Raw genomic sequence first — 23,628 nt, 5'->3', positions numbered from 1 at the left:
GGGAGGATTGGTCGATGAAAGGCGTCGCGACCGATATCGGGACCATCCACTTCGTCGGTATCGGCGGCATCGGCATGTCGGGCATCGCCGAGGTGATGCACAACCTCGGCTATCAGGTGCAGGGCAGCGATGTGGCCGAGGGCTATGTGATCGAGGGCCTGCGCAAGCGCGGTATCCCGGTCACGATCGGTCATGCGGCGGAGAACGTCGCCGATGCGGCCGTCGTCGTGACATCGACTGCGGTCAAGCGCGGTAACCCCGAGGTCGAGGCCGCGCTCAGCCATCGTATTCCGGTCGTGCGGCGTGCGGAGATGCTGGCCGAATTGATGCGCCTGAAGTCGACCGTCGCGGTCGCGGGCACGCATGGCAAAACGACGACGACCAGTATGGTCGCCGCGCTGCTCGATGCGGGCGGGGTCGATCCGACCGTCATCAACGGCGGGATCATCAACAGCTATGGCTCCAACGCGCGGCTGGGCGCGAGCGACTGGATGGTGGTCGAAGCCGACGAGAGCGACGGCAGCTTCCTGCGCCTTGATGGGACGATCGCGGTCGTCACCAACATCGATCCCGAACATCTCGACCATTATGGCAGTTTCGAGCGGGCTAAGGACGCCTATGTCGAGTTCGTGGAGAACGTGCCCTTCTACGGCGCGGCGCTGCTGTGCCTTGACCACCCGGAGGTCCAGGCACTGATCCCGCGCGTGCGTGACCGTCGCATCGTCACCTATGGCTTTGCGGCCAGCGCCGACGTGCGCGGGGTGAACGTCACGCCCTATCCGGGCGGCAACCGGTTCGAGGCGCAGGTCCGCCACCGCGATGGTTCGGTCCGCTCGATCGAGGGCATCGACCTGCCGATGCCGGGCCGGCACAATGTCCAGAACGCGCTGGCGGCGATCGGCGTCGCGCTGGAACTCGGCATCGACGATGCGACGATCCAGAAGGGCTTCGAGCGCTTCTCGGGCGTCAAGCGGCGCTTCACCAAGGTCGGTGAAGTGGCCGGTGCGACGATCATCGACGACTATGGCCACCACCCGGTCGAGATCCGCGCGGTGCTGTCCGCGGCACGCGAGAGCGCGCAAGGAAAGGTGATCGCGGTTGTCCAGCCGCACCGCTTCTCGCGGCTCGGCAATCTGATGGACGACTTCCAGGGCGCCTTCAACGACGCCGACGCTGTCTATGTGACCCCGGTCTATGCCGCGGGCGAAGCGCCGGTCGAGGGTGTCGACGCCGGCACGCTCGTCGAGGGGCTGAAGCGGCGCGGGCATCGTCAGGCGGCGACCGTCGCAGACGCCGACGATCTGGCGAACGTCCTCGCGGGCGACCTTTCGGCCGGCGACCAGGTCATCTGCCTGGGCGCGGGCGACATCACCAAATGGGCGGCAGGCCTCGCCGCGGCGATCGAGGGAAAACGAGCATGAGCGACTTCTTCTCGATCGCCGTCGACATGCAGCGCGAAATCCTGCTGGCGCAGAAAGCGCAGATGGACGTCGCGCAGAAGATGCTCGACGCCGGCAAGCAGGTCGCGGCCGCGCAGGACGTGACGCAGAAGGCGGCCGAGGCGAATGTGAAGGCGTTCCAGGCCTGGGCGAAGCTATGGGGTTGGAAGTGAACTCTCCCCAAATCCTCCCCGCAAGCGGGGAGGGGGACCAGCCGCAGGCTGGTGGAGGGGGCTCTCCGCGAGCGACTCCGGTGCGGCCCGCCCCCTCCACCACCGGCTGCGCCGGCCGTCCCCCTCCCCGTCCCGGGGAGGATTTTGCTGTCCGCGGCAAGCTTACTCTCAACGCCCCCCTGGCGCCGCTGGTCTGGTTCAAGTCTGGCGGCACGGCGCAGTGGCTGTTCGAACCGGCCGACACCGACGACCTGTCCGATTTCCTTCGCACGCTCGACCCTGAGGTGCCGGTGATGGCGCTCGGGCTCGGTTCCAACCTGATCGTCCGCGATGGCGGCGTACCGGGCGTCGTCGTCCGCCTCGGCAAGCCCTTCGCCAAGGTCGTTGCCGATGGCCTGACGCTGACCTGCGGTGGCGGGGCGAGCGGTATCCTGGTGTCCTCGACCGCGCGCGACGCGGGCATAGCGGGCGTCGAGTTCCTGCGCTCGATCCCCGGCACGGTCGGCGGATTCGTGCGGATGAATGGCGGGGCGTATGGCAAGGAGACGGCCGACGTGCTGGTGTCCGCCGACATCGTCCTGCGGTCGGGCGAGCGGCGGACGCTTGGCGTGGAGGATTTTGGCTATACCTACCGCCATTCGACATTGCCCGAGGGGGCGATCGTCGTCGGCGCGACCTTCCGCGGGCAAGCCGGTGAGCCGGCCGCGATCCAGGCGGAGATGGACCGCATCGCCGCCGCGCGCGAAGCGTCGCAGCCGCTGCGGAGCAAGACGGGGGGCTCGACCTTCAAGAACCCGCAAGGCCACAAGGCCTGGGCGCTGGTCGACGCCGCCGGCTGTCGCGGCTTGACCCGCGGGGGCGCGCAGGTCAGCGAGAAGCATTGCAATTTCCTGTTGAATACGGGCGACGCGACGAGCGCGGATATCGAGGGGCTGGGGGAAGACGTGCGGGCGCGGGTGAAGGCGGCGAGCGGGGTTGAGCTCGAATGGGAAATCCAGCGGGTCGGGGTGGCGAAGTGATTGCTTCCGACGCGATCCTCCCCTGCAAGGGGAGGTGGCTGGCCGCAGGCCAGACGGAGGGGTGTCCCCCTCTCGATAGCGCGACACCCCTCCGTCATCGCTCCGCGACGACACCTCCCCTTGCAGGGGAGGATTACCGGTGACCACCCCCCTCCACATCGTCGTCCTCATGGGCGGATGGTCCGGCGAGCGTCCCGTCTCACTCATGTCCGGCGCCGGCGTCGCCGATGCGCTGGAATCGCGCGGCCACCGCGTGACCCGCATCGACATGGACCGCAACGTCGCCGCGCGTCTGGCCGAAGCAAAGCCCGACCTCGTCTTCAACGCGCTGCACGGTGCGCCGGGGGAGGACGGGACCGTACAGGGCATGCTCGACCTGATGGGCATCCCGTACACCCACTCGGGCCTCGCGACCTCGGTCATCTCGGTTGACAAGGTGCTGACCAAGAACCAGCTCGTGCCCCACGGCATCCCGATGCCCGGTGGACGGATGGTGAAGTCGGCCGAACTGTTCGAGGGCGACCCGCTGCCGCGACCCTATGTGGTGAAGCCGGTTAACGAGGGGTCGTCGCTGGGCGTGGCGATCGTCACCGATGACGGTAACTACGGATCGCCGATCGGTCGCGATGTTGCAGGGCCTTGGCAGGACTTCGCCGAACTGCTGGCCGAACCCTATATCCGCGGGCGCGAGCTGACGACCGCGGTGCTGGGCGACCGCGCGCTGGGCGTGACCGAACTGCGGCCCAAGTCGGGCTGGTATGATTTCGACGCGAAATATACCGACGGGATGACCGAGCACGTCTTCCCTGCGCAGATCCCCGACGAGATCACCGACGCCTGCAAGCGGATCGCCGCCGACGCGCACCGCCTGCTCGGCTGCAAGGGCGCGTCACGGTCGGATTTCCGCTGGGACGATGAGCGTGGCGTCGATGGGCTGTTCCTGCTGGAGGTCAACACCCAGCCGGGCATGACGCCGCTCAGCCTGGTGCCCGAACAGGCGGCACATTGCGGGATCAGCTATCCTGAACTGGTTCAGTGGATCGTCGACGAAGCCCTGGGGCGCCGATGAGCCGTCCGCCCGCCAAACGTACGCTGAAGCGCCGCCCGCAGGCCGGGCGGGGTGGCCGCAAGCCCGCGAAGAAGGTAGGCCTGCTCGACAAGGCGGTCGCCGCGATCCCGGTGAGCGAACAGACGCTGCGCAAGGCGACCGGCTGGTCGATGTTCGCAGGCGCGCTCGCCGTGCTGATCGCAATGGCGGCGTGGCTGGGCATTCCCGGCACGATCGGCATCGCGCTCGCCGAGACGGTCGGGCGTGCGGGGCTGAAGGTCGACCGGATCGAGGTGACCGGCAACAGCCGCATGGACCGGATGACGATCTATGCCGTCGCGCTCGACCAGCGCAGCCGGGCGATGCCGCTGATCGACCTGGAGGGCGTGCGCAATCGCCTGCTCGACTATCCGTGGATCGCCGACGCGCGCGTGTCGCGGCGGCTGCCCGACATGCTGGTGATCGATATCGTCGAGCGCGAGCCCGTCGCGATCTGGCAGAACCACGGCCAGCTGATGCTGATCGACGTGACCGGCAAGCCGCTGGAGCCCGTCTCCCCCGACGCGATGCCGCCGCTGCCGCTCGTCATCGGCGACGGCGCCAACGAGCGCGAGCCGCAATATCAGACGTTGATGAACGCGGCGCCGCAGTTCAAGCGGCTGGTCAAGGCCGCGACCTGGGTCGGCGACCGGCGCTGGGATATCCTGTTCGCGAGCGGTGAGAAGCTGTCGCTGCCGGAAGGGGAGGACGCCGCGGCCAAGGCGCTGGAGAAATTCGCGCAGCTCGATGCACGTGACCGGTTGCTGGGGCGGGGCTATCTGAGCTTCGACCTGCGCGATCCGACGCGGATGGTGCTGCGACTGCCGGGCGGGGCGACGAATGCGAAGGCGATCACGGGGGAGGGGGCGTAGTCCTCAAACACTTCCGTTCGCCCTGAGCGACGTCGAAGGGCATGAGACTCATGTGCTTCGACTTCGCTCAGCACGAACGGTAGGGTAAGGGCCGACGCTACGGCGCGCATACAGGGGCAGGGCAATGGCGAAGACGGGACCGGACGATCTCATCACCGCACTCGATATCGGGTCGTCGAAGGTGTCGGCGCTGATCGCGCAGAAGGGCGATGGCGGGGAACTGGTCGTGCTCGGCACCGGCCAGCGCGAAAGCCGCGGGGTCCAGCGCGGCTATATCAGCGACATGCACGCGACCGAGGCCGCGGTGCGGGAGGCGGTGGAACAGGCCGAGCGTATCGCCGGGCTGAACATCGAAGACGTCTGGGTCGGATTCTCGGCCGGCGGGCTCGTCAGCGACGTCGTGAAGCTGGAGGTCGATCTGGGCGGCCACCGCGTCGAGGAAGGCGATATCGACGACCTGCTGCGGGCCGGTCGCAACGCGATCGATCCCGGCGGGCGGATGGTGCTCCATGCACAGCCGATGCGCTACACGCTCGACGGGCGGAACGGCGTGCGCAATCCGCTGGGGCTGCACGCCGACAAGCTGGGCGTCGACATCCATGTCGTCGCGACCGACGGCTCGCCGGTGCGCAACCTCGACCTGTGCGTCCGCTCGGCGCATCTGGAGGTGAAGTCGATCATCGCTGCCCCCGTCGCGACCGGCCTGTCGTGCCTGAGCGAGGAGGAGCGCGAGCTAGGTGTCGCGCTGGTCGAGATCGGCGCGGGGGTCACTAACGTCAGCGTGTTCCGCGAAGGCGTGCTGGCGAGCCTCGCCTCGATCGGCATGGGCGCGGCCGACATCACCGACGACATCGCCTCCGCCTTCGGCACCCGCCGCGCGCAGGCGGAACGGATGAAGTGCTTCCACGGCTCCGCGAATATGAGCCCGCGCGACCATCACGAGATGATCGACGTTGCGCCGATCAGCCATGATGGCGAAGCGGAGGCATCGCGGATCACGCGGTCGCAGCTCAACACCGTCATCCGCGCCCGGCTCGAACGGCTGATGGCGGAGATCACCAAGGAGCTGAAGCGGCTCAACTTCGACGATCCGGTCGGGCGGCAGATCGTGCTGACCGGCGGCGGCGCGGAATTGCGCGGGATCGCCGACTATGCGCAGCAGGCGCTCGGCCGGGCGGTACGTGTCGGTCGCCCGCGCGGGCTGTCGGCGCTGCCGGAGGCGCATTCGGGGCCGGCATTCGCGACGCTCGCGGGGCTTGCGGTGTTCGCTGCGTCGAGCCCGATCGACCTTCGTGCGATCGAACCGGGCGGGCAGATGGTCGCACGGCCGCGCGGCGGGGCCTTGCTTGGGCGGCTGATGTCGGCTTTTCGGGCGAATTATTAACATTTGGCGACAGCTCCCCGCCGTTTAGGCCTAGGCGCGGGCGGGGCGTTGGTGCAAAATGGCACAGTAACAGGTGGACCCTCGCGTTTTGGGGTCCGTGGGAGACCAGCGCATGAGCATCGAATTCCTTCCCCCCGACGTCGATGAACTGACGCCGCGCATCAGCGTAATCGGCGTCGGCGGCGCGGGCGGCAACGCGATCGCGAACATGATCCGCGCCGAGGTGCAGGGAGTCGAGTTCCTCGTCGCCAACACCGACGCCCAGGCGTTGAAGCAGTCGGAAGCGCCGACGCGCATCCAGCTGGGCACGAAGATCACTCAGGGGTTGGGCGCCGGCTCGCGGCCCGAGATCGGGCGAGCGGCTGCCGAGGAGACGATCGAGCAGATCCAGAAGAGCCTCGAAGGCGCGCATATGTGCTTCATCGCCGCCGGCATGGGCGGCGGCACGGGCACCGGCGCAGCTCCGGTCATCGCCAAGGCGGCGCGTGACATGGGTATCCTGACCGTCGGCGTCGTGACCAAGCCCTTCGCGTTCGAGGGCAAGCGCCGCGCGCAGTCGGCCGAAGCGGGCATCGAGGAACTGCAGAAGTTCGTCGACACGCTGATCGTCATCCCGAACCAGAACCTGTTCCTGATCGCCAACGCCAACACGACCTTCAAGGAGGCGTTCGAGCTGGCCGACGAGGTGCTGCAACAGGGCGTGCGCGGCATTACCGACCTGATGGTCATGCCGGGCCTCATCAACCTCGACTTCGCCGACGTCCGGTCGGTGATGCAGGAGATGGGCAAGGCGATGATGGGCACCGGCGAAAGCTCGGGCGATGCCCGCGCGATCGAGGCGGCGCAGAAGGCGATCGCCAACCCGCTGCTCGACGGCGTGTCGATGCGCGGCGCGAAGGGCGTCATCGTCTCGATCACCGGCGGCGACGACATGCGTCTGCTGGAAGTCGACGAAGCCGCGAACCACATCCGCGAGCTGGTCGATCCCGACGCCAACATCATCTGGGGTTCGGCATTCAATCCCGAGTTGGAAGGCCGCATCCGCGTGTCGGTCGTCGCGACCGGGATAGAGGCTGTGACCGAGGCCGAAGCGCCGCCGGCGCCCGCTCCGGAGGCCCCGCGCGTATTCTCGTTCAACACGCCGCGTCGCCCGGACGTGCCGGCGCCGGTCGCCGCTGCGCCGGTTGCGCCGCAGCCTGCCGCGCCTGCGCCGCAGGACGGCACTTACGGCACGACCGCGCCGGTGCCGGCCAACGTCGCGCCGACAGGCTATGAAGCACCGACCCACGTCTCCTCGCCCGCCGCGGTCGCCGCGCGTGACGAGGATGAGCTGGTGCTCGGTTCGGATTCGATGATGGACGTGCCGCCGTCGCAGGCGCACGAGCCCGTGTCGTCGGGCGAACTGCCGCCCGAACCGGCAATCCGTCGTCGCTGGCTGACCGGCGCACCGGAAGAGCCGGCTGCTCCGGTCGATCCGGCTCCGCGGGTCAAGATGGGCGGCACCTTGTTCGAGCGTATGTCGGGCCGCACCGCCAAGGGTGATGAAGAGGAGGGCAAGGCTCCCCTCGACATCCCGCGCTTCCTGCACCGCCAGAACAACCAGTGATGGGACACGAGCGGGCGCCGGTGAAGGTCGGCGCCCGCTCGTGGTGTTTGGGCGAGCCGATTTTCGGCGCACTGCACGTCCGCACCTCAGCCTGAGCGGCGGACGCCGTCGATTTGGACGTGGGCGGCGGCTCGGTTAGGGCCTAAAGCAGATGGCCCACCATTTCGGTGCGACCACCTCGGCGTTGGTTTCGGTCGGCTTTGATCGTTCGTGCTGAGCGAAGTCGAAGCACCTAAAGGAGGGCCGCCCTTCGACTTTGCTCAGGGCGGACGGGGTGAATGACGCCGATCGCCTTACGATACCGCGCTCAACCGACGAGCATCTGCGGCGAGTGTCGGCACCGCCAGACTCCCCGTCGTCGCGGCGACCTGCTAACCAAATCGGGTGACACCGGCCGCCCGCTCCGAACCCCGCCAGGTTTCGACCGCGACTTACGTCGCTTTGGCGTACTCGGCGGCCTCTGACAGCCTGTGTTCAGCCGCACGGGCGTGTAGGTTTATATACCGATGACGATCAGCAGATTTCGTTTGGGCATCGCGACGGCCGCGGTCGCCCTCGCTCCGGCAACGGCGCTTGCGCAGCAGCTGATGCCGGCGCCGACGCCCAATGCCGATGCGCTTGCCGCCCAGATGCGCATCCTGGGCGAAAACCCGCGCGATGTCCCCGCCCTCCTGCGGGCCAGCGAACTCAGCATTCGCCTGTCCGACACGCCGGCCGCATTGTCGTTTCTCGCGCGGGCGCAGGCGGTCGACCCGTCCAATCCGCGCATTCTGGCCGGGCGTGCGTCGGCACTGGTGTCGATGGAGCGGCCCGCGGAGGCGCTGCGGCTGTACGGACAGGCCGAGCGGGCAGGGGTGGCGATGACGCCATATCTGTCACAGCGCGGGCTCGCCTATGACCTGACCGGTCAGCCGACGCTCGCGCAGCAGGATTATCGGCGGGTGTTGGCAGCGGGCGCCGATGACGAAGTGACGCGGCGGCTGGCGCTGTCTCTGGGTATATCGGGGCGGCGGGACGAAGCGCTCGCGCTGCTCGATCCGCTTCTGCGTCGCAACGACCGTGCGTCGTGGCGCGCCTGGTCGTTCGTGCTGGCGATGGTCAACGACCAGGCAGAGGCGCGCAAGATCGTCAGCGGGATGATGGTCGGTGGGGCGGCGATGGCGCCGTTTCTCGAACGCTTGCCCGCACTCGGTGCGGCCGATCGCGCCTTTGCCGTCCATTTCGGGCAATTGTCGCCAAGCCCTGCGCGGCTGGCGGATGCGCGGATGGCGCCAGGGTCGGGGGCGCAGGTGGGGACTCTCGTCGCGAGCCGCGCGCCCGCCATGTCCGCGCCGCGACCGGTGCCGGCTCGGATGCCGACGCCTGCCCCCGCACCCACGACGGTGGCGCCCGCGCCGACCCCGACCCCGGCGCCGGTGCGTGTCGCATCCGGCACGCCGATCCCGGTCCCGTCGAGCCTGACCGGCTCGCCAGCGCCAAACGTGGTTCGCTCCGCGTCGACCTATGTCCCGTCTGCGCCCATCGCCACTGCCGCGCCGACGCCACCGCCGTCCGGATCGCTCCCGGCCACGGGCGCGACACTTCCGCCGGTTCGCCCGACCCCGGCCCCCGTGACGCAACCGGTTGCGCCTGTCCGGACGCCAGACGTCGCACGTCGCAATACGCAGCTGCTCGCCTCGATCATCGAGACGATCAACGTGCCGGCCACCGAACGTGAAGTCGCACCGCCGAAGCCTGTCGTTGCCCGGCCGGTGAAGGTCGCTCTTGCCAAGCCGAAACCGGTCGTCGAGCCGAAGACGGTCGACACGAAGAAGACTGCGGTCGACAAGAAGGCAGATGCCAAGCTCTCGGCGGATGCGAAGACCACGGACTCGAAGGCGAAGAAGCTCGCCGATGCCAAGGCCGATACCGACGCGAAGGGCAAGAAGGCCGCGGACGCGAAGAAGGTGGCCGATACGAAAAAGCCCGATCCCGCCAAGGGCGAGGCGCAACGCTGGTGGGTCCAGGTCGCTGGCGGCGCGAACGAGGACGACCTGGGCAAGGACTGGAAGCGGGTGACCGCGAAGTCGTCGGCGCTGAAGGGCAAGGGCGCCTATACGACGCCGCTGCGGGCGACGAACCGGCTGTTGACGGGGCCGTTCAAATCGCAAGAAGAGGCCATGGCCCTCGTCAATACGCTCAAGAAGGACGGCACGTCCGCATTCGCCTGGCAGAGCCCGGCGGGACAGAAGGTCACCAGGCTTCCGGCCAAGTGATGCCGCGGGCCAGTTGGGCCGCGACCCCGGAAGCGAGCCGGGGGCGGCTGCACGTCGAGCCGGGCGGATCGGCGCGGGGGCCGCGCGACGCGTTTCAGCGCGATCGCGACCGGATCATCCATTCGATCAGTTTTCGTCGGCTGCGGCACAAGACGCAGGTGTTCCTGGCGCCCGACGGCGACCATTTCCGCGTCCGCCTAACCCATAGTATCGAGGTTGCGCAGATTGGCCGCACCATCGCCCGTGCGCTGAGGCTGAACGAGGATCTGACCGAGGCCCTGTGCCTGGCGCATGACATCGGCCATCCGCCGTTCGGCCATGCGGGGGAGGATGCGCTGGAGGCGGCGCTCGCGGACCACGGCGGCTTCGATCACAATGGGCACACGCTGCGCGCGCTGACCCGGCTCGATTCGCCCTATCCCCTGTGGCCGGGGCTGAACCTGACCTGGGATACGCTGGAGGGCCTCGCCAAGCATAACGGCCCGGTCGTCGAACCCGGCTGGGCGCTGGCCGCGGTCGATGCGGAGATGCCGCTCGACCTGGCGAGCCATGCGTCGCTGGAGGCGCAGGTGGCGGCGCTGGCGGACGACATCGCCTATGACAATCACGACATCGACGATGGCCTGCGTGCAGGGTTGCTGACGCTCGACCAGTTGCTGGCAGTGCCCCTGATCGCGCGCGGCTGGGATGCCGTAACCGCGCGCCATCCGGACGTTCCGCCGGAGCGACTGATCGGCGAACTCATCCGGTCGCAGATCGGGGCGATGGTCAACGACCTGATCGAGACGACTCGCGCCGCCGTCGCCGACGCGCGGGTCGAAACGGTCGACGATGTCCGCGCCGCCGGCCGCACCCTCGGCCGCTTCTCCGAGACGATGCGCGAAGACGAACGCGTGCTGAAGCGGTTCATGTACGCCAACCTCTACCACCACCCCAGCCAGCTTGCCGCCGCCGACGCCGCGCGCACGGTGGTGAGCGGACTGTTCGCGGCGTACCGCGCGGACCCGTCGTTGATGCCGCCCGAATGGCGCGACCGGATGCCCGCCGAGGAGCCGCTGCGCAGCCGGCACATCGCCGATTTCATCGCCGGCATGACCGATCGCTATGCCATCCGCCGGTACCAGGACATCTTCGGCCCGGTCGCGTTGCCGGAAGGATTCTGACCGGACGTCGTATAACCTTCGTCAGCCCGGACTTGATCCGGGATCCAGAGCCAAAAGCCGCGGCGCTCGCGACCCTGGATCCCGGATCAAGTGCGGGAGGACGGGTGCTCCGAGGCAAGGCGACGCTCTTCGCCGACGAACCGATCGGCTGACATAGTTCTGCGACAGGCCCGGCATAGGCAGGCTGGGTCATCGCAGGAGATCGTTGCCGATGTCCGATATCGTCATCGCGCTGAACCGCTTCGGACTGGGTGCCAGGCCGGGCGAGGCGGTGCCCGCAGATCCGCGCCGCTGGCTGCTGGCGCAGTTCGACCGCTACCAGGCCCGCCCCGCCGTTCTTGCCGATGCGCCGACCGCAGAGGCGGCGGCGCGGCAGGTCCAGGATTATCAGGCGATCCGCCAGGACGTCCGGCAGGAACGCCGCGAGCAGGCTCCGGCGACGCAACCAATGGCCGATACCGAGATGGCGCCGACGAACCGTCGCCCAGCGGGTCCGCGACAGGTTGCACAGGCCGACGACACGCCGCCAAGCGACGCGGAGCGGATGCGCGCCGCGCTGCGGCGGCAGGGGCAGAGCCTCTACACTCGATCGGTCGGCTTGCGCATGAACGCCGCGCTGACCACCCCCGCGCCGTTCGTCGAGCGGCTGGTGCATTTTTGGTCGAACCATTTCGCCATTTCAGCCGACGGAATGCGCGTCACGCCCTTTGCCGGCCCGTTCGAGTTCGAGGCGATTCGTCCGCATGTGCTGGGCCGGTTCCGCGACATGCTGTTCGCGGTGGAGCGGCATCCGGCGATGCTCATGTTCCTCGACCAGGCGCAGTCAGTCGGTCCGAATTCGATGTTCGCGCAGAATGCTGCGCGACGTCCGGCGGCAGCGCAGCGGCGGTTCGGGCTGAACGAGAATCTCGCGCGCGAGATCATGGAATTGCACACGCTGGGCGTCCGGACCGGCTATACCCAGGCCGATGTGACCGAGTTCGCGCGTGCGCTGACCGGTTGGACGGTCGCCGGGCTCGGCCGCGGGGCCGGGAGCGGAGCCGCCCGGACGCCGGGCAGCTTCCTGTTCGCCGAGCGGCTGCACGAGCCCGGCACGCGCACGATCCTCGGGCGGAGTTATGCGCAGGACGGCGTTGCACAGGCGTCCGCCGTTCTCGACATGCTCGCCGCGCATCCGGCGACGGCCAGGCATATCGCCACCAAGCTGGTGCGCCACTTCGTTGCCGACGATCCGCCCCCGGCTGCGGTCGCGCGGGTGGAGGCAGCGTTCCTGCAGTCGGACGGCGACCTGCCCACCGTCTATCGCGCGCTGATCGCCGCGCCCGAAGCCTGGGCTTCACGGGCGACGAAATTCAAGACGCCGTGGGATTGGTCGGTATCGACGCTACGCGCGCTGGGCCTCGACGAATTCGGGACGCCGCAAACGGTGGGGCTGCTCCAACAGCTTGGTCAGCCGGTCTGGCGACCGGGGTCGCCGGCGGGATGGGACGATGTCGCGGCCAGCTGGGCCGGGCCGGACGCGGTGCTGCGCCGGGTCGAGGTGGCGGAGCGCTTCGCCAACCGGGCGGGGCAGGTGATCGACCCGCGCGCGCGGGCGCAGGCGCTCTTCCCCGGCGGCGCCAGCGCGGTGACGACGCAGGCGATCGCCCGGGCGGAAAGCCCGCCACAGGGCCTCGCGCTCCTGCTCATATCCCCCGATTTCCTGCGGAGATAAGCTCATGGTCACGCGTCGACACTTCGTCTCGTCCGCCGGCCTCGCTATGCTGGGCACGACCTTCGCCCCGCGCATCGCCTTTGCCGCGGCACCCACCGACAAGCGTTTCGTCTTCATAATCCAACGCGGCGCCGCCGATGGCCTCGGCACGCTCGTGCCCTATGGCGATCCGGCCTATGCCGCGGCGCGTGGCAGCCTGGCCGACGGGCAGCATCAGAAGCTCGACGGGATGTTCGGTCTGCACCCGATGCTTTCGACGAGCGCGGCGATGTACCGGTCGGGCGAAGCGCTGTTCGCCCATGCCGTCGCCTCCCCCTATCGCGACCGATCGCATTTCGACGGGCAGAACGTGCTCGAGACGGGCGGGGCGCAGGCCTATGCGGTCAAGGATGGGTGGCTCAACCGCCTGCTGACCGTCCTGCCGCAAAGCGACACGCGCGCAATCGCGATCGCCGCCACCGTTCCGATGGCGCTGCGCGGACCGGTCGAGGTCGAATCCTATGCGCCCTCCGCGCTGCCGGATGCGACCGACGATCTGCTGGCGCGGGTGACCCAGCTCTATCAGGGGGATGCCCAGTTGCACGGCCTGTGGGAGCAGGCGATGGCGACACGCACCCTGACCGGCGACCTGAGCGCGGACGACGGTCGCAATGCCGCCGCGACGGGCGCGCTGGCTGCACGGTTGCTGGCGCTGGCCGATGGCGCGCGGATCGCCATGATCGAGACGGGCGGCTGGGATACGCACAGTGGCCAGCAGGGGCGGTTGGCGGCGCAGTTGCGCGGGCTCGACGCGATGGTCGCCGCGATCAAGGCAGGGATGGGCCAGGCGTGGAAGGACACGATGATCCTGGTCGCGACCGAATTCGGCCGAACGGTCGCGGTCAACGGTACCGGTGGCACCGATCACGGCACGGCGTCGGCGGCGATGCTGTTCGGTGGCGCTGTGAAGGGCGGCCGGGTGCTGGCCGACTGGCCAGGTCTGGCACCGGCGAACCTGTACGAGGGGCGTGACCTGAAACCTACGACCAGCCTGGACGGCTTCATCGCCGGCGCGGCGGCGGCGCATTTCGGGATCGATCCGGCGCGGACGATCGCGGCGCTGTTTCCGAAAGCGGGAGCGATAAGGCCGGTCGAGGGGCTGACCTGAAAACGCTTCCCCCGCAATGCCGGGAAGCCATATGAGAAAGGGGTGTCCTGCTACCGAAAGCGGGACACCCCTTCGACAAGCCTTAAGCTTTTCGCCTTCCCGCAGTCGGGGGAAGGTTGCGAGGACTTAGTCGGCGTTGGCGACGCGATCGGCGGTGCCGCGGGCCAGCGCGACCTTCGCCGAGGCGACCGTGAAGCGGACCGGACGGGTGCCGGCGTGACCGGTGACGTTGCCGTCGCGGATGACCAGGCGGAACGCTTCGCCGGTCGGCAGCGCGGTGCCGGTCAGGATCGTCGCGCCATCGGCCGACTTGGTGCTCGCATAGCGATAGGTAACGCCGTCGTGCGTGAAGCTCTTGGTCGGCTCGCCAGCGATGCCAGCGGTGGCAACGAGAGCGAGGGCAGGGGTCGCAATGAGGCTCAGCAGCTTGAACATAACGGTCTCCGATTGATGTCGGGGCCGGCGCGTTTCGCGGTGCCCATCTGACAACCCGGATCATATTGCAGTGCAGCATCGTCGCAATCGCGAGGATTGCCATCGCGATTGCAATTCCTGCAATCGTCTCTGGCGCCGCGCTTGCGATGCGGCCCCGCGACCCGTAAGCGCCATAGCATTATGACGCTCTATCCACGCTTCGCCGCCCATATCGATTCCGCACTCGACGCGCTGGTTGCGTCGGGACAGTTGCCGGCTGGGCTGGAACGACGCGCGGTCACGATCGAGCCGCCGCGCGATGCGAGCCACGGCGATCTGGCGACCAACGCCGCGATGGTGCTGGCGAAGCCCGCGGGCACCAATCCGCGCGCGCTGGCCGAGGCGCTGGCCGGCGAGTTGCGGGCCATCCCCGGCGTGTCGAGCGTCGCGGTCGCAGGCCCGGGCTTCATCAACCTGACGCTGGACGACGCGACCTGGCGCGACGAACTGGCCGCGATCGCCGCCGCAGGCGACAACTACGGCAAGTCGACGGTTGGCGAGGGCGTTACCGTCAACGTCGAATATGTTTCGGCCAACCCGACCGGTCCGATGCACATGGGCCATTGCCGCGGCGCGGTGGTGGGCGATGCGCTCGCCAACCTGCTCGCCTTCGTCGGGCACAAGGTCATCCGCGAATATGTCATCAACGATGCCGGCAGCCAGGTGCAGACGCTCGCCCGCTCGGCACATCTGCGCTACCGCGAGGCGCTGGGCGAGGACATCGGCGCGGTACCGGAGGGGCTGTATCCGGGCGACTATCTGGTGCCGATCGGCCAGAAGCTCGCCGCCGAGTTCGGCGACCGCTACGTCGGCGCGCCCGAGAGCGAATGGCTCGCGACCTTCCGCGTGAAGACCGTCGATGCGATGATGGAGCTCATCAAGGCCGATCTCGCGCTGCTGGGTATCCATCACGACGTGTTCGCGTCCGAGGCCGAATTGCAGGCGGCCGGCAAGCCCGAGGCCGCCGAGGCGTGGCTGCGCGCGCGCGACCTGGTCTATGACGGCGTGCTCGAAGCGCCCAAGGGCGAGACGCCCGAGGATTGGGAGCCGGTCGAGCTGCCGCTGTTCCGCTCGACCAAGTTCGGCGACGACCAGGATCGCCCGATCAAGAAGTCGGACGGGACGTGGACCTATTTCGGCGCCGACCTCGCCTATCACTTCCAGAAGGCCGAAAGCGCCGATCAGCTGATCGACATCTGGGGTGCGGACCATGCCGGCACCGTCAAGCGCATCCAGGCTGCGGTCGCGGCGCTGACCGAGGGCAAGACGCGGTTCGACGTGAAGCTGGTCCAGATGGTCCGCCTGCTGCGCGCGGGCGAGCCGGTGAAGATGTCGAAACGCGCCGGCAATTTCGTGACGCTGGCGGATGTGGTGCGCGAGGTCGGCAAGGACGTCGTCCGCTTCACCATGCTGACCCGCAAGGCCGACGCGCAGATGGACTTCGATTTCGCCAAGGTGGTCGAGGCGTCGAAGGACAATCCCGTCTTCTACGTGAACTATGCCCACGCGCGCGTCCATTCGCTGCACCGCCGCGCGAAGGAGGCGGGGATCGCTCTGCCCACCAAGGCCGATCTGTCCCGGCTTGATACATCGGAGCTCGCGCTGGTGAAGCGGATGGCACAGTTCCCGCGCGTGGCGGAAGGAGCTGCGGCGGCTCGCGAGCCGCACCGAATTGCTTTCTATCTGTATGACTTGGCAGCAGAGTTTCACGCTGCGTGGAATCAGGGTAACGACGATCCGTCGCGCCGCTTCCTTCTTGTCGAAGATGTCGAGACGACCGCCGCTCGACTGTTCTTGGCCGACGCGGTCGGGCAGGTTATTCGCGGTGGCCTCGCAATCATGGGGGTCGAGGCTGTCGAGGAGATGGGCGCGTGAACATCAGTAGCGAAGGCGGCAATCGCCCGTTGATCGCGGATGACGATCGGCTGCCTTGGCTGGAGTCCGCCGACGACGATTACCACGAGGGACCATCGATCGGGCGGATCGTGGCGATCGTGCTGCTGATCGCGGGCGTGATCGCTGCCCTGTTCTGGGCGGTCGACAAACTGGGCCGCAGCGGCGACGTCGCCGGGACGGGGGAACTCATCACCGCACCGGCCGGCGACTATAAGGTCAAGCCCGAGGAGCCGGGCGGGATGAAGGTCGACGGTCAGGGCGACAGCATGTTCCGCGCGTCCGAAGGCGCGACCGAAACCGGTGCGATCGACACCCGCGCAGTGCCCGAGGCGCCGGTTGCCGGCAAGACAGCCGCGCCCGCGCCGAAACCGGACGAAGGCGCCGCCCGGGTCGTCGCGGCAGTTCCGCAGGCCAGCAACGGCCGCCTGACCGCCCAGGCGCCGGGCATGGCACTGCCCAAGCTCGCCGCCGGTGGCGGGGGCGGGGCGCTGGTCCAACTGGGGTCGTTCCCCAGCGAAGCGGTCGCAAATTCGTCCTGGGCCACGCTCTCGAAGCGGTTCGCCTATATCGCCAACCTCGGCAAGTCGATCGAGAAGGCGGAAGTGAACGGCAACACCGTCTATCGCCTGCGCGTCAACGCCGGCAGCAACGGCAATGCGACGGCGATCTGCGGGCGGCTGAAGGTCGCCGGCGAGGCGTGCTTCGTTCCGAATTGAGGGGTTCCGTCCTCGGAACCTGAACTTTTGGAAGCGATGACCGGTTGCGGCTAATGCAAGCGTGGCCGCAATGCATCCTGTGCTGGATCGGTATTTAACCCTATCCTCCCCTGCAAGGGGAGGTGGCAGCGCGAAGCGCTGACGGAGGGGTGTCACGTTCTCGATAGCGGGATACCCCTCCACCACCGCTTCGCGGAGTGTCGGGTCGGATCGTCCCCCCCGGACGATGCTCGAACGCGCGGGGCGCGTTCGACCCGCCACTCCCCCTCCCCTTGCAGGGGAGGATCAGCGTCATTTCCTGATCCGACCTTGAGTTATTTCAGACTGACCATGGCATAAGCTTTCCAGCCGATTTGCCTGACGACGGCCTTCCTCGCTAAGGCTGGCGCCATGAAGCCAGTAATCTACGGCCTGTCGGGCCTGACGCTCACGCCCGACGAGCGCGCCTTCTTCCGCGAGGCCGATCCGGTCGGCTATATCCTGTTCGGACGCAATGTGCAGGATCGCGCGCAACTCTCTGCACTCACATCGGAATTGCGATCGATCACCGGACGCGATCGCCTGCCGATCCTGATCGATCAGGAGGGTGGTCGCGTCGCGCGGATGAAGCCGCCCGAGTGGCCCGCCTTTCCGGCCGGTCCTGCGTTCGACGCCGTGTACGAGACGGCGCCTGCCTCCGCGATCGCCGCTGCGCGCGCGAACGGCGAGGCGCTGGGGGCTATGCTGGCTGAGGTCGGGATCACCGTCGACTGCGCACCGATGCTCGACCGACGCTTCCCCGATACCGTCACGGCCATCGCCGACCGCGCGTTCGGCGGGGACGCGATGCAGGTGGCGGCGCTCGGTCGCGCGATGCTCGACGGCCTGGCCAGGGCGGGCGTCGTGGGCGTCGTGAAGCACATGCCCGGCCACGGCCGCGCCGGCGTCGACAGCCATTACGAGCTTCCCATCGTCGACGCGTCGGATGCCGAGCTGGAGGAGGATATCCGCCCCTTCCGCACGCTGGCGCAGGCGCCGATGGGCATGACCTGCCACGTCGTATTCCAGGCATGGGACGCTGACCGGCCGGCCACCTTGTCGCCGACTGTCATCGCCGATGTCATCCGCGGCCGGATCGGCTTCAATGGCCTGCTGATGACCGATGACATCGACATGAAGGCGTTGTCGGGCACGCCGGGCGAGAAGGCCGAACAGGCGCTGGCGGCGGGGTGCGACGTGGTGCTCGACTGCTGGGCGCGAATGGACGAGATGGTCGAGATCGCCGGACGGATCGGCGATATCTCCGATGCCGCGCAACAACGGCTGGACCGCGCGATGGTCAGCGTTGCCACGCCAGGCGGCGTAGACATTGCCGAAGCGATCGCGCGGCGCGACGCGTTCCTCGCGCTCGCTTGACGCGGTGGACACCGACACCCTCACGCTCGACCTCGACGGGTGGGAGGGGCCGCTCGACCTGCTACTGGCGCTCGCGCGGACGCAGAAGGTCGATTTGCGCGAAATCTCGATCCTGGCGCTGGTCGAGCAATATCTCCGCTTCCTCGATCAGGCACGGACGCTGAAGCTGGAGATCGCCGCCGATTATCTCGTGATGGCGGCGTGGCTGGCCTATCTCAAGTCCGCGCTGCTGCTGCCGCGCAATCCGGAGGAGACGCCGAGCCCTGAGGATCTGGCGCTGCGCCTGCAACTCCGCCTCGAACGGCTGAATGCAATGCGCGAGGCCGGCGCGCGGTTGGTCGCGCGCGATCGGCTGGGGCGGGACGTCTTCCTACGCGGCGCGCCCGAGGGGCTGCGCACCGTCAGGCACGCGACCTGGGAGGCGGAAATTTACGACCTGATCGCCGCCTATGGCCGGATCAGCGCGCGGTCGCGTCCGGTGATGCATGTCGTCGCCCAGCGCGACGTGATGACGCTGGAGGAAGCGCTGGCCCGCGTCTCCGACCTGATCGGCGCGCGGATCGAATGGTCGGCGATCGAGAGTTTCCTGCCGACGGCGGCGGGCGGCAGCTATCGCAAGTCGGCGCTCGCCTCCAGCTTCGTCGCCGCGCTGGAACTCGCCAAACAGGGGCGGGTCGACCTGCGCCAGGCGTCCCCCTTCGCGCCACTGTACCTGCGGGCAGCGTCGTGACGCCGGCCGGCTCGCTTGTCCGCGCTGTGGAGGCGATCCTGTTCGCCGCGGAAACTCCACTGACGGTTCAAGATATTCGCCAGCACGTCGGTACGGCGGCGGACGTGGAGGCGGCGCTTGCCGACCTGACCGGGCACTACGCCGGGCGCGGCATCGAACTGGTCGAGCGTGGCGGACGCTGGCATTTCCAGACCGCCGCGGACCTCGCGCACCTGTTGCGCCGCGACCGGGAGGAGACGCGTAAGCTGAGCCGTGCGGGCATCGAAACGCTGGCGATCATCGCCTATCACGAACCCGTTAGCCGCGCGGAAATCGAGGCGATCCGCGGGGTTCAGGTCGCCAAGGGCACGCTCGACGTGCTGCTGGAGGCGGGCTGGATCCGCCCTGCCGGCCGCCGCGAAGTGCCCGGCCGCCCGCTGACTTATGCGACGACGGCCGGCTTCCTCGGTCACTTCGGCCTCGCCAGTCGTCGCGATTTGCCGGGCCTGGAAGATCTGCGCGCCGCCGGACTGCTCGATCCCGTCGACCTCGCCTTCGAGAATGCCGTGGAAAAGGATGACGACAGCGACTAGATGACACTCAACCTAAGGAGTTGATCATGGGTAGCATGAGTCTGGTTCACTGGCTGGTCGTCGCCGTGATCGTCATCCTGTTGTTCGGCGGCAGCCGGTTCTCGAACATGATGGGTGACGTCGCCAAGGGCATTAAGCAGTTCAAGAAGGGCATGGCCGACGAGGACGAGACGCCGTCGTCGAAGGAGCCGACCCGGATCGAGGCGCAGAAGGCTGCCGAGCCCGCCTACAAGTCCGAAGCCGAGCGCGTCCGCGAGGATCGCTGATCGTCGTTCACGCTGCCATCCCTATCCATCGTTCGGGCTGAGCCTGTCGAAGCCCTGCCTTTCTCGTTTGCCGCACGATCTGTGGCACGAAGAAGGACAGCCTTTCGACAAGCGCAGGGCAAACGGGGTGGGCTGAAACCAGGATCGAGATGTTCGACGTAGCTCCTACCGAATTGCTGCTGGTCGCGATCGTCGCGCTGCTGGTGATCGGACCCAAGGATTTGCCGAAGGCGATGCGCTTCGTCGGCCATTGGGTCGGCAAGGCGCGCGGCGTCGCGCGGCAGTTCCGCTCGGGCTTCGATTCGATGGTGCGCGAGGCCGAACTGGCCGAGATGGAAAAGAAATGGGCAGAGGAAAATGCGCGGATCATGCGCGAGCATCCGATGACGCCCACCCCGGCAGCACTACCATCGCCTGAAGATTCGGCCGATGCGCATACGCCGGGCCAGCCGCCGGTATTTGACACGCCGCCGCCTGCCGATGACGCTGTTCATCACGATGGTACCCACGCGCCGGTGATGGTCGAGAAGCCCGTGGTCGAGCCGGCATCGGGCGACACGCCCCTGCCGCCTGCGGACAAGACGCCATCATGAGGGATATCGACGATACCCAGGCTCCGTTGCTCGACCATCTGATCGAGCTGCGCCGCCGCCTGCTCTACTGCATCATCGCGGTCGTGCTATGCTTTGCGGTCTGCTTCTATTTCTCGAAAGAAATCTTCGCTTTCCTGGTCCATCCGCTGGTGGTCGCCGGGCAGAAGAAGATCTTCTTTACCGTCCTGTTCGAGGCGTTCTTCACGCAGATCAAGGTCGCGTTCTTCGCGGCGATGATGCTGTCGTTCCCGATCATCGCGATGCAGCTGTGGCAGTTCGTCGCGCCGGGGCTCTACAAGAACGAGAAGAAGGCGTTGCTGCCCTTCCTTCTGGCGACGCCGGTGCTGTTCACGATGGGTGCGGCACTCGCTTACTATATGGCGATCCCGATCGCGGTGCATTTCCTGCTGAGCTATCAGGGGACGATGGGCGAAGTGCAGCAGGAGGCGATCCCGACGGTTGCGCCGTACCTGTCGTTCGTCATGCAGTTCCTGTTCGCGTTCGGCCTGTCGTTCCTGCTGCCGATCCTGCTGATGTTGCTGGAACGTGCAGGCATCGTCACGCGCAAGCAACTGGTCGGCGCGCGGCGCTATGCCATCGTCGGCGCCTTCGGCCTCGCCGCAGTGCTGACGCCGCCGGATGTCGGCTCGCAGCTGATGCTCGCGATCCCGCTGGTGATCCTCTATGAACTGGCGCTGATCGGCATCTGGTTCACCGAGCGCAAGCGCGCGAAGGAAGCGGCGGCGGAGACGAGCGAGGCTTAAGACATGACGGCGCTTGGCGAGCGCCTACAGAAGCGTCCGGCTAGCTCAGCGGGATGCTGACCTAGGCCGATCGAGGCCAACCGTAATCCTGCAAACAGAAAGGGCCGCGATCCTGCCCGGATCGCGGCCCTTTTCGTTATAAGCGCCGAGAAATTCTTACTTCGACTTCTCGGCCGTCTTCGCGACCGTATCGCCGGCCGACGAAACATCGCGGCCGACGCCTTCGACGGTGTTGCAGGCGCTGACGGCGAGGGCACCGACGAGGGTCAGTGCGGTCATGATCTTACGCATAGGGTGGGCTCCCGAAGAATTGGTTGCGCTGGCACAATGATCGACGTCCGCCTTCGTTCCGCGGGTCGCGAAACCGGTCTGTCAATAGCGATGTCGGGGAGCAGAAAGAATTTAGGCCCGGAAGCGTCACCGGGGGGGGGGGGAGGGGTGGACGCTACCGGGCCTATGTCTTGGATAGCGAGAGCGGGGGGGCATAAAGTCGCTATCCGAGGAGCAGAACGGCCGTCCTGCGCCCGGGTTCCGCAAGACTTCGAAAAAAATTGATACTTTCGAAGATTTTTCGCGTCACCGTTTCTTGCGACAGGCGTCCGAGCAATAGACGACGTTCTGCCAGTCCCGCGCCCACTTCTTGCGCCAGGTGAACGGCCGCTGGCACGCCGGGCAAAGCTTTGACGGCAAATCGCTTTTCTTAATTCCGTTGGGCATCGAGGAACGTCCGGATCAGGCCCAAGTCAACGGTCCGGTCGAGATAGGTTTGGCCGATCCCACGGGTCAGCAGGAACGGCAGCGTACCGGCATCCATCTTCTTGTCGTGCAACATATGCGCGACCAACGTCTCGCCATCGGCATCGATGCCGGCGCTGTTCAAATCATGCGGCAGCCCGACGTCGCGGAGGTGCGCGACGACGCGATCGGCATCCGCTGCCGGCGCGATGCCCTGTGCGGCGGAATAGCCACAGGCCAGCGCCATGCCCGCCGCGACGCCCTCACCGTGGAGCAGCCGGTCGGAGAAGCCTGCTTCCGCCTCCAGCGCATGGCCAAAAGTGTGGCCTAGATTGAGCAAGGCCCGACGCCCGGTCGTCTCGCGCTCATCCTCGCCGACGATGCGTGCCTTGGCGGCGACCGATGTCGCGATGGCATGTTCGCGCGCGGCGGGATCGCCGGCCAGAAGGGCGGCGGCATTCGCCTCGCACCAGGCGAAAAAGTTGGGATCGTCGATCAGGCCGTACTTCACGACTTCGGCATAGCCCGCGCGCAGGTCGCGGGCCGGCAGGGTGTCGAGCACGTCCGGGTCGATCAGGACCAGTGCGGGCTGGTGAAAGGCGCCGACGAGATTCTTGCCGGCAGGCGTGTTGATCGCGGTCTTGCCGCCGACCGACGAATCGACCTGGGCGAGCAGGGTCGTCGGCACCTGAACGAACCCGCAGCCGCGTTTGAGGATGGAACAGGCGAACCCCACCAGATCACCGATCACACCGCCCCCCAGCGCGATGACATGGTCGCCGCGCTCGATGCCCAGTTCGATCAGCCGGTCGGTCAGCGCCGCAAGCTGCGCCCAGCTCTTAGTCGCTTCCCCCGACGGCAGCACGATCGCCTCGCTGGCGATGCCTTCCGCCGACAGCGCCGCCTGTAGGGTAGCGAGATGCGCCGTCACATTCGCGTCGGCGACGATCACCATAGTCCGCCCGCGCGACAGGGGTTTCAGCAGGGCACCCGCACGCGCCAGCAGCCCCGCCTCGATCACCACATCGTAGCTGCGGTCGCCCAGTGCGACGCGGACGGTCGTCATTTGCCTAGTTCCTTCAGGATCGCCGCGACGGTCACTTCGTGCGGGGCGTTGGCGCTCGGCACCCGGATATGGGCGAGCGCGTAGAGCGGGTTGCGGACGGCGGCGAGTTCGCGCAGCACGGGCAGCGGATCGCGCCCGCTGAGCAGGGGGCGGGTGTCGCGGCGCTTGACGCGTTCGGCCAGCACGCGCAGATCGGCATCGAGCCAGATCGCCGTTGCCTGCGTCAGGATCAGGTCGCGGGTCTCGTCATTGACGAAGGCGCCGCCACCGGTCGCGATCACTTTGGGGCGCCCGTCGATCAGCCGCGCGATCACCCGGCGTTCCCCGTCCCGGAAATAAGGTTCGCCGAACTTCGCGAAAATCTCCGACACGGTCATGCCGGCCGCGGTCTCGATTTCGGTATCGGCGTCGACGAACGGCAGCGACAACCGGCTCGCCAGACGTCGGCCGACGGTCGATTTGCCCGCTCCCATCAGGCCGACCAGCACGATCGGACGCGCGCCATGCACGCGTTGGGAGGGATTGGGCTGAGCCATGCGCGGGGGGCTATACATCGCACCAC

General features: G+C 67.6%; 24 protein-coding genes. 19 read left to right on the top strand and 5 right to left on the bottom strand.

Annotated features, from left to right (window positions below; genetic code table 11):
• Nucleotides 1-14 precede the first annotated feature (14 nt).
• From murC to ACFSC3_RS16105, 11 genes are all read left to right on the top strand, one after another.
• Nucleotides 15-1,421 (top strand): UDP-N-acetylmuramate--L-alanine ligase, encoded by a 1,407-nt coding sequence (murC, locus tag ACFSC3_RS16155; protein ID WP_380941453.1) that lies wholly within the window; start codon nt 15-17, stop codon nt 1,419-1,421.
• A complete protein-coding gene (locus ACFSC3_RS16150; protein ID WP_380941452.1) occupies nt 1,418-1,612 on the top strand; it encodes a hypothetical protein in 195 nt (64 codons plus the stop codon). The genes murC and ACFSC3_RS16150 overlap by 4 nt, the downstream gene beginning before the upstream one ends.
• An 80-nt stretch (nt 1,613-1,692) precedes the next feature.
• A complete protein-coding gene (gene murB / locus ACFSC3_RS16145; RefSeq protein ID WP_380941451.1) occupies nt 1,693-2,631 on the top strand; it encodes a UDP-N-acetylmuramate dehydrogenase in 939 nt (312 codons plus the stop codon).
• A gap of 169 nt (nt 2,632-2,800) precedes the next feature.
• Nucleotides 2,801-3,700 (top strand): D-alanine--D-alanine ligase, encoded by a 900-nt coding sequence (locus tag ACFSC3_RS16140; protein ID WP_380941485.1) that lies wholly within the window; start codon nt 2,801-2,803, stop codon nt 3,698-3,700.
• Complete coding sequence (locus ACFSC3_RS16135) at nt 3,697-4,590, top strand: cell division protein FtsQ/DivIB (RefSeq protein WP_380941450.1); 894 nt, start codon at nt 3,697-3,699, stop codon at nt 4,588-4,590. The genes ACFSC3_RS16140 and ACFSC3_RS16135 overlap by 4 nt, the downstream gene beginning before the upstream one ends.
• 124 nt (nt 4,591-4,714) lie before the next feature.
• Nucleotides 4,715-5,974, top strand: coding sequence for a cell division protein FtsA (gene ftsA / locus ACFSC3_RS16130; protein WP_380941449.1), 1,260 nt, complete (start codon nt 4,715-4,717; stop codon nt 5,972-5,974).
• Nucleotides 5,975-6,086: 112 nt separating this feature from the next.
• The gene (gene ftsZ / locus ACFSC3_RS16125; protein ID WP_380941448.1) at nt 6,087-7,580 is read left to right on the top strand and encodes a cell division protein FtsZ; all 1,494 of its coding nucleotides are present in this window, start codon (nt 6,087-6,089) and stop codon (nt 7,578-7,580) included.
• A 506-nt stretch (nt 7,581-8,086) separates the two neighbouring features.
• The gene (locus tag ACFSC3_RS16120; protein ID WP_380941447.1) at nt 8,087-9,835 is read left to right on the top strand and encodes an SPOR domain-containing protein; all 1,749 of its coding nucleotides are present in this window, start codon (nt 8,087-8,089) and stop codon (nt 9,833-9,835) included.
• Nucleotides 9,835-10,998, top strand: a complete 1,164-nt coding sequence (locus ACFSC3_RS16115; protein ID WP_380941446.1) for a deoxyguanosinetriphosphate triphosphohydrolase — start codon at nt 9,835-9,837, stop codon at nt 10,996-10,998. The genes ACFSC3_RS16120 and ACFSC3_RS16115 overlap by 1 nt, the downstream gene beginning before the upstream one ends.
• Before the next feature lie 211 nt (nt 10,999-11,209).
• On the top strand, nt 11,210-12,712 hold the full coding sequence (locus tag ACFSC3_RS16110; RefSeq protein ID WP_380941445.1) for a DUF1800 domain-containing protein: 1,503 nt from the start codon (nt 11,210-11,212) through the stop codon (nt 12,710-12,712).
• Nucleotides 12,713-12,716: 4 nt separating this feature from the next.
• A complete protein-coding gene (locus tag ACFSC3_RS16105) occupies nt 12,717-13,859 on the top strand; it encodes a DUF1501 domain-containing protein (RefSeq protein WP_380941444.1) in 1,143 nt (380 codons plus the stop codon).
• A 126-nt stretch (nt 13,860-13,985) separates the two neighbouring features.
• Here the strand turns inward: ACFSC3_RS16105 and ACFSC3_RS16100 are convergent, their stop codons facing one another.
• Complete coding sequence (locus ACFSC3_RS16100) at nt 13,986-14,294, bottom strand: hypothetical protein (RefSeq protein ID WP_380941443.1); 309 nt, start codon at nt 14,292-14,294, stop codon at nt 13,986-13,988.
• Between the two features lie 180 nt (nt 14,295-14,474).
• On the opposite strand from ACFSC3_RS16100, the gene argS reads away from it, so the two are divergent.
• The 8 genes from argS (at nt 14,475) to tatC (ending at nt 21,265) form a co-directional block, all read left to right on the top strand.
• Nucleotides 14,475-16,208, top strand: coding sequence for an arginine--tRNA ligase (gene argS, locus ACFSC3_RS16095; RefSeq protein ID WP_380941442.1), 1,734 nt, complete (start codon nt 14,475-14,477; stop codon nt 16,206-16,208).
• Nucleotides 16,205-16,945: an SPOR domain-containing protein gene (locus ACFSC3_RS16090; RefSeq protein ID WP_380941441.1), complete on the top strand. Its 741-nt coding sequence runs from the start codon at nt 16,205-16,207 to the stop codon at nt 16,943-16,945. Before argS ends, ACFSC3_RS16090 begins: the two co-directional genes overlap by 4 nt.
• Nucleotides 16,946-17,335: 390 nt before the next feature.
• Nucleotides 17,336-18,340, top strand: a complete 1,005-nt coding sequence (nagZ, locus tag ACFSC3_RS16085) for a beta-N-acetylhexosaminidase (protein ID WP_380941440.1) — start codon at nt 17,336-17,338, stop codon at nt 18,338-18,340.
• A gap of 4 nt (nt 18,341-18,344) precedes the next feature.
• Nucleotides 18,345-19,070, top strand: a complete 726-nt coding sequence (locus ACFSC3_RS16080; protein ID WP_380941439.1) for a segregation and condensation protein A — start codon at nt 18,345-18,347, stop codon at nt 19,068-19,070.
• On the top strand, nt 19,067-19,642 hold the full coding sequence (scpB, locus tag ACFSC3_RS16075; protein WP_380941438.1) for an SMC-Scp complex subunit ScpB: 576 nt from the start codon (nt 19,067-19,069) through the stop codon (nt 19,640-19,642). The genes ACFSC3_RS16080 and scpB overlap by 4 nt, the downstream gene beginning before the upstream one ends.
• Before the next feature lie 26 nt (nt 19,643-19,668).
• Nucleotides 19,669-19,908, top strand: a complete 240-nt coding sequence (locus ACFSC3_RS16070) for a twin-arginine translocase TatA/TatE family subunit (RefSeq protein WP_380941437.1) — start codon at nt 19,669-19,671, stop codon at nt 19,906-19,908.
• Between the two features lie 149 nt (nt 19,909-20,057).
• On the top strand, nt 20,058-20,501 hold the full coding sequence (gene tatB / locus ACFSC3_RS16065; protein ID WP_380941436.1) for a Sec-independent protein translocase protein TatB: 444 nt from the start codon (nt 20,058-20,060) through the stop codon (nt 20,499-20,501).
• Nucleotides 20,498-21,265: a twin-arginine translocase subunit TatC gene (gene tatC / locus ACFSC3_RS16060; protein WP_380941435.1), complete on the top strand. Its 768-nt coding sequence runs from the start codon at nt 20,498-20,500 to the stop codon at nt 21,263-21,265. The genes tatB and tatC overlap by 4 nt, the downstream gene beginning before the upstream one ends.
• A gap of 156 nt (nt 21,266-21,421) precedes the next feature.
• On the opposite strand, the gene ACFSC3_RS16055 is transcribed toward tatC, so the two are convergent.
• The 4 genes from ACFSC3_RS16055 to ACFSC3_RS16040 form a co-directional block, all read right to left on the bottom strand.
• Nucleotides 21,422-21,544 carry an entericidin A/B family lipoprotein gene (locus tag ACFSC3_RS16055; RefSeq protein ID WP_380941434.1) on the bottom strand — a complete coding sequence of 41 codons (123 nt, stop codon included), beginning with the start codon at nt 21,542-21,544 and terminating at the stop codon, nt 21,422-21,424.
• A gap of 297 nt (nt 21,545-21,841) precedes the next feature.
• Nucleotides 21,842-21,982 carry a DUF2256 domain-containing protein gene (locus ACFSC3_RS16050; RefSeq protein WP_380941433.1) on the bottom strand — a complete coding sequence of 47 codons (141 nt, stop codon included), beginning with the start codon at nt 21,980-21,982 and terminating at the stop codon, nt 21,842-21,844.
• On the bottom strand, nt 21,966-23,066 hold the full coding sequence (aroB, locus tag ACFSC3_RS16045; protein ID WP_380941432.1) for a 3-dehydroquinate synthase: 1,101 nt from the start codon (nt 23,064-23,066) through the stop codon (nt 21,966-21,968). Before aroB ends, ACFSC3_RS16050 begins: the two co-directional genes overlap by 17 nt.
• Nucleotides 23,063-23,602, bottom strand: a complete 540-nt coding sequence (locus ACFSC3_RS16040) for a shikimate kinase (protein ID WP_380941431.1) — start codon at nt 23,600-23,602, stop codon at nt 23,063-23,065. The genes aroB and ACFSC3_RS16040 overlap by 4 nt, the downstream gene beginning before the upstream one ends.
• Nucleotides 23,603-23,628: the final 26 nt, after the last annotated feature.

It is taken from the genome of Sphingomonas floccifaciens (assembly GCF_042681125.1).
Classification (GTDB): domain Bacteria; phylum Pseudomonadota; class Alphaproteobacteria; order Sphingomonadales; family Sphingomonadaceae; genus Sphingomonas; species Sphingomonas floccifaciens.
The sequence above is the reverse complement of the archived record's forward strand: the minus strand, read 5'-3'. Positions and strand labels throughout refer to the sequence as shown.

Excerpts from the sequence above, each read along its gene's own strand:
- murC (WP_380941453.1), top strand. The coding sequence starts at position 15 with ATGAAAGGCGTCGCGACCGATATCGGGACCATCCACTTCGTCGGTATC.
- ACFSC3_RS16150 (WP_380941452.1), top strand. The coding sequence starts at position 1,418 with ATGAGCGACTTCTTCTCGATCGCCGTCGACATGCAGCGCGAAATCCTG.
- ACFSC3_RS16140 (WP_380941485.1), top strand. The coding sequence starts at position 2,801 with ATGGGCGGATGGTCCGGCGAGCGTCCCGTCTCACTCATGTCCGGCGCC.
- ACFSC3_RS16135 (WP_380941450.1), top strand. The coding sequence starts at position 3,697 with ATGAGCCGTCCGCCCGCCAAACGTACGCTGAAGCGCCGCCCGCAGGCC.
- ftsA (WP_380941449.1), top strand. The coding sequence starts at position 4,715 with ATGGCGAAGACGGGACCGGACGATCTCATCACCGCACTCGATATCGGG.
- ftsZ (WP_380941448.1), top strand. The coding sequence starts at position 6,087 with ATGAGCATCGAATTCCTTCCCCCCGACGTCGATGAACTGACGCCGCGC.
- ACFSC3_RS16120 (WP_380941447.1), top strand. The coding sequence starts at position 8,087 with ATGACGATCAGCAGATTTCGTTTGGGCATCGCGACGGCCGCGGTCGCC.
- ACFSC3_RS16115 (WP_380941446.1), top strand. The coding sequence starts at position 9,835 with ATGCCGCGGGCCAGTTGGGCCGCGACCCCGGAAGCGAGCCGGGGGCGG.
- ACFSC3_RS16110 (WP_380941445.1), top strand. The coding sequence starts at position 11,210 with ATGTCCGATATCGTCATCGCGCTGAACCGCTTCGGACTGGGTGCCAGG.
- ACFSC3_RS16105 (WP_380941444.1), top strand. The coding sequence starts at position 12,717 with ATGGTCACGCGTCGACACTTCGTCTCGTCCGCCGGCCTCGCTATGCTG.
- ACFSC3_RS16100 (WP_380941443.1), bottom strand. The coding sequence starts at position 14,294 with ATGTTCAAGCTGCTGAGCCTCATTGCGACCCCTGCCCTCGCTCTCGTT.
- argS (WP_380941442.1), top strand. The coding sequence starts at position 14,475 with ATGACGCTCTATCCACGCTTCGCCGCCCATATCGATTCCGCACTCGAC.
- nagZ (WP_380941440.1), top strand. The coding sequence starts at position 17,336 with ATGAAGCCAGTAATCTACGGCCTGTCGGGCCTGACGCTCACGCCCGAC.
- ACFSC3_RS16070 (WP_380941437.1), top strand. The coding sequence starts at position 19,669 with ATGGGTAGCATGAGTCTGGTTCACTGGCTGGTCGTCGCCGTGATCGTC.
- tatB (WP_380941436.1), top strand. The coding sequence starts at position 20,058 with ATGTTCGACGTAGCTCCTACCGAATTGCTGCTGGTCGCGATCGTCGCG.
- tatC (WP_380941435.1), top strand. The coding sequence starts at position 20,498 with ATGAGGGATATCGACGATACCCAGGCTCCGTTGCTCGACCATCTGATC.
- ACFSC3_RS16055 (WP_380941434.1), bottom strand. The coding sequence starts at position 21,544 with ATGACCGCACTGACCCTCGTCGGTGCCCTCGCCGTCAGCGCCTGCAAC.
- ACFSC3_RS16050 (WP_380941433.1), bottom strand. The coding sequence starts at position 21,982 with ATGCCCAACGGAATTAAGAAAAGCGATTTGCCGTCAAAGCTTTGCCCG.
- aroB (WP_380941432.1), bottom strand. The coding sequence starts at position 23,066 with ATGACGACCGTCCGCGTCGCACTGGGCGACCGCAGCTACGATGTGGTG.
- ACFSC3_RS16040 (WP_380941431.1), bottom strand. The coding sequence starts at position 23,602 with ATGGCTCAGCCCAATCCCTCCCAACGCGTGCATGGCGCGCGTCCGATC.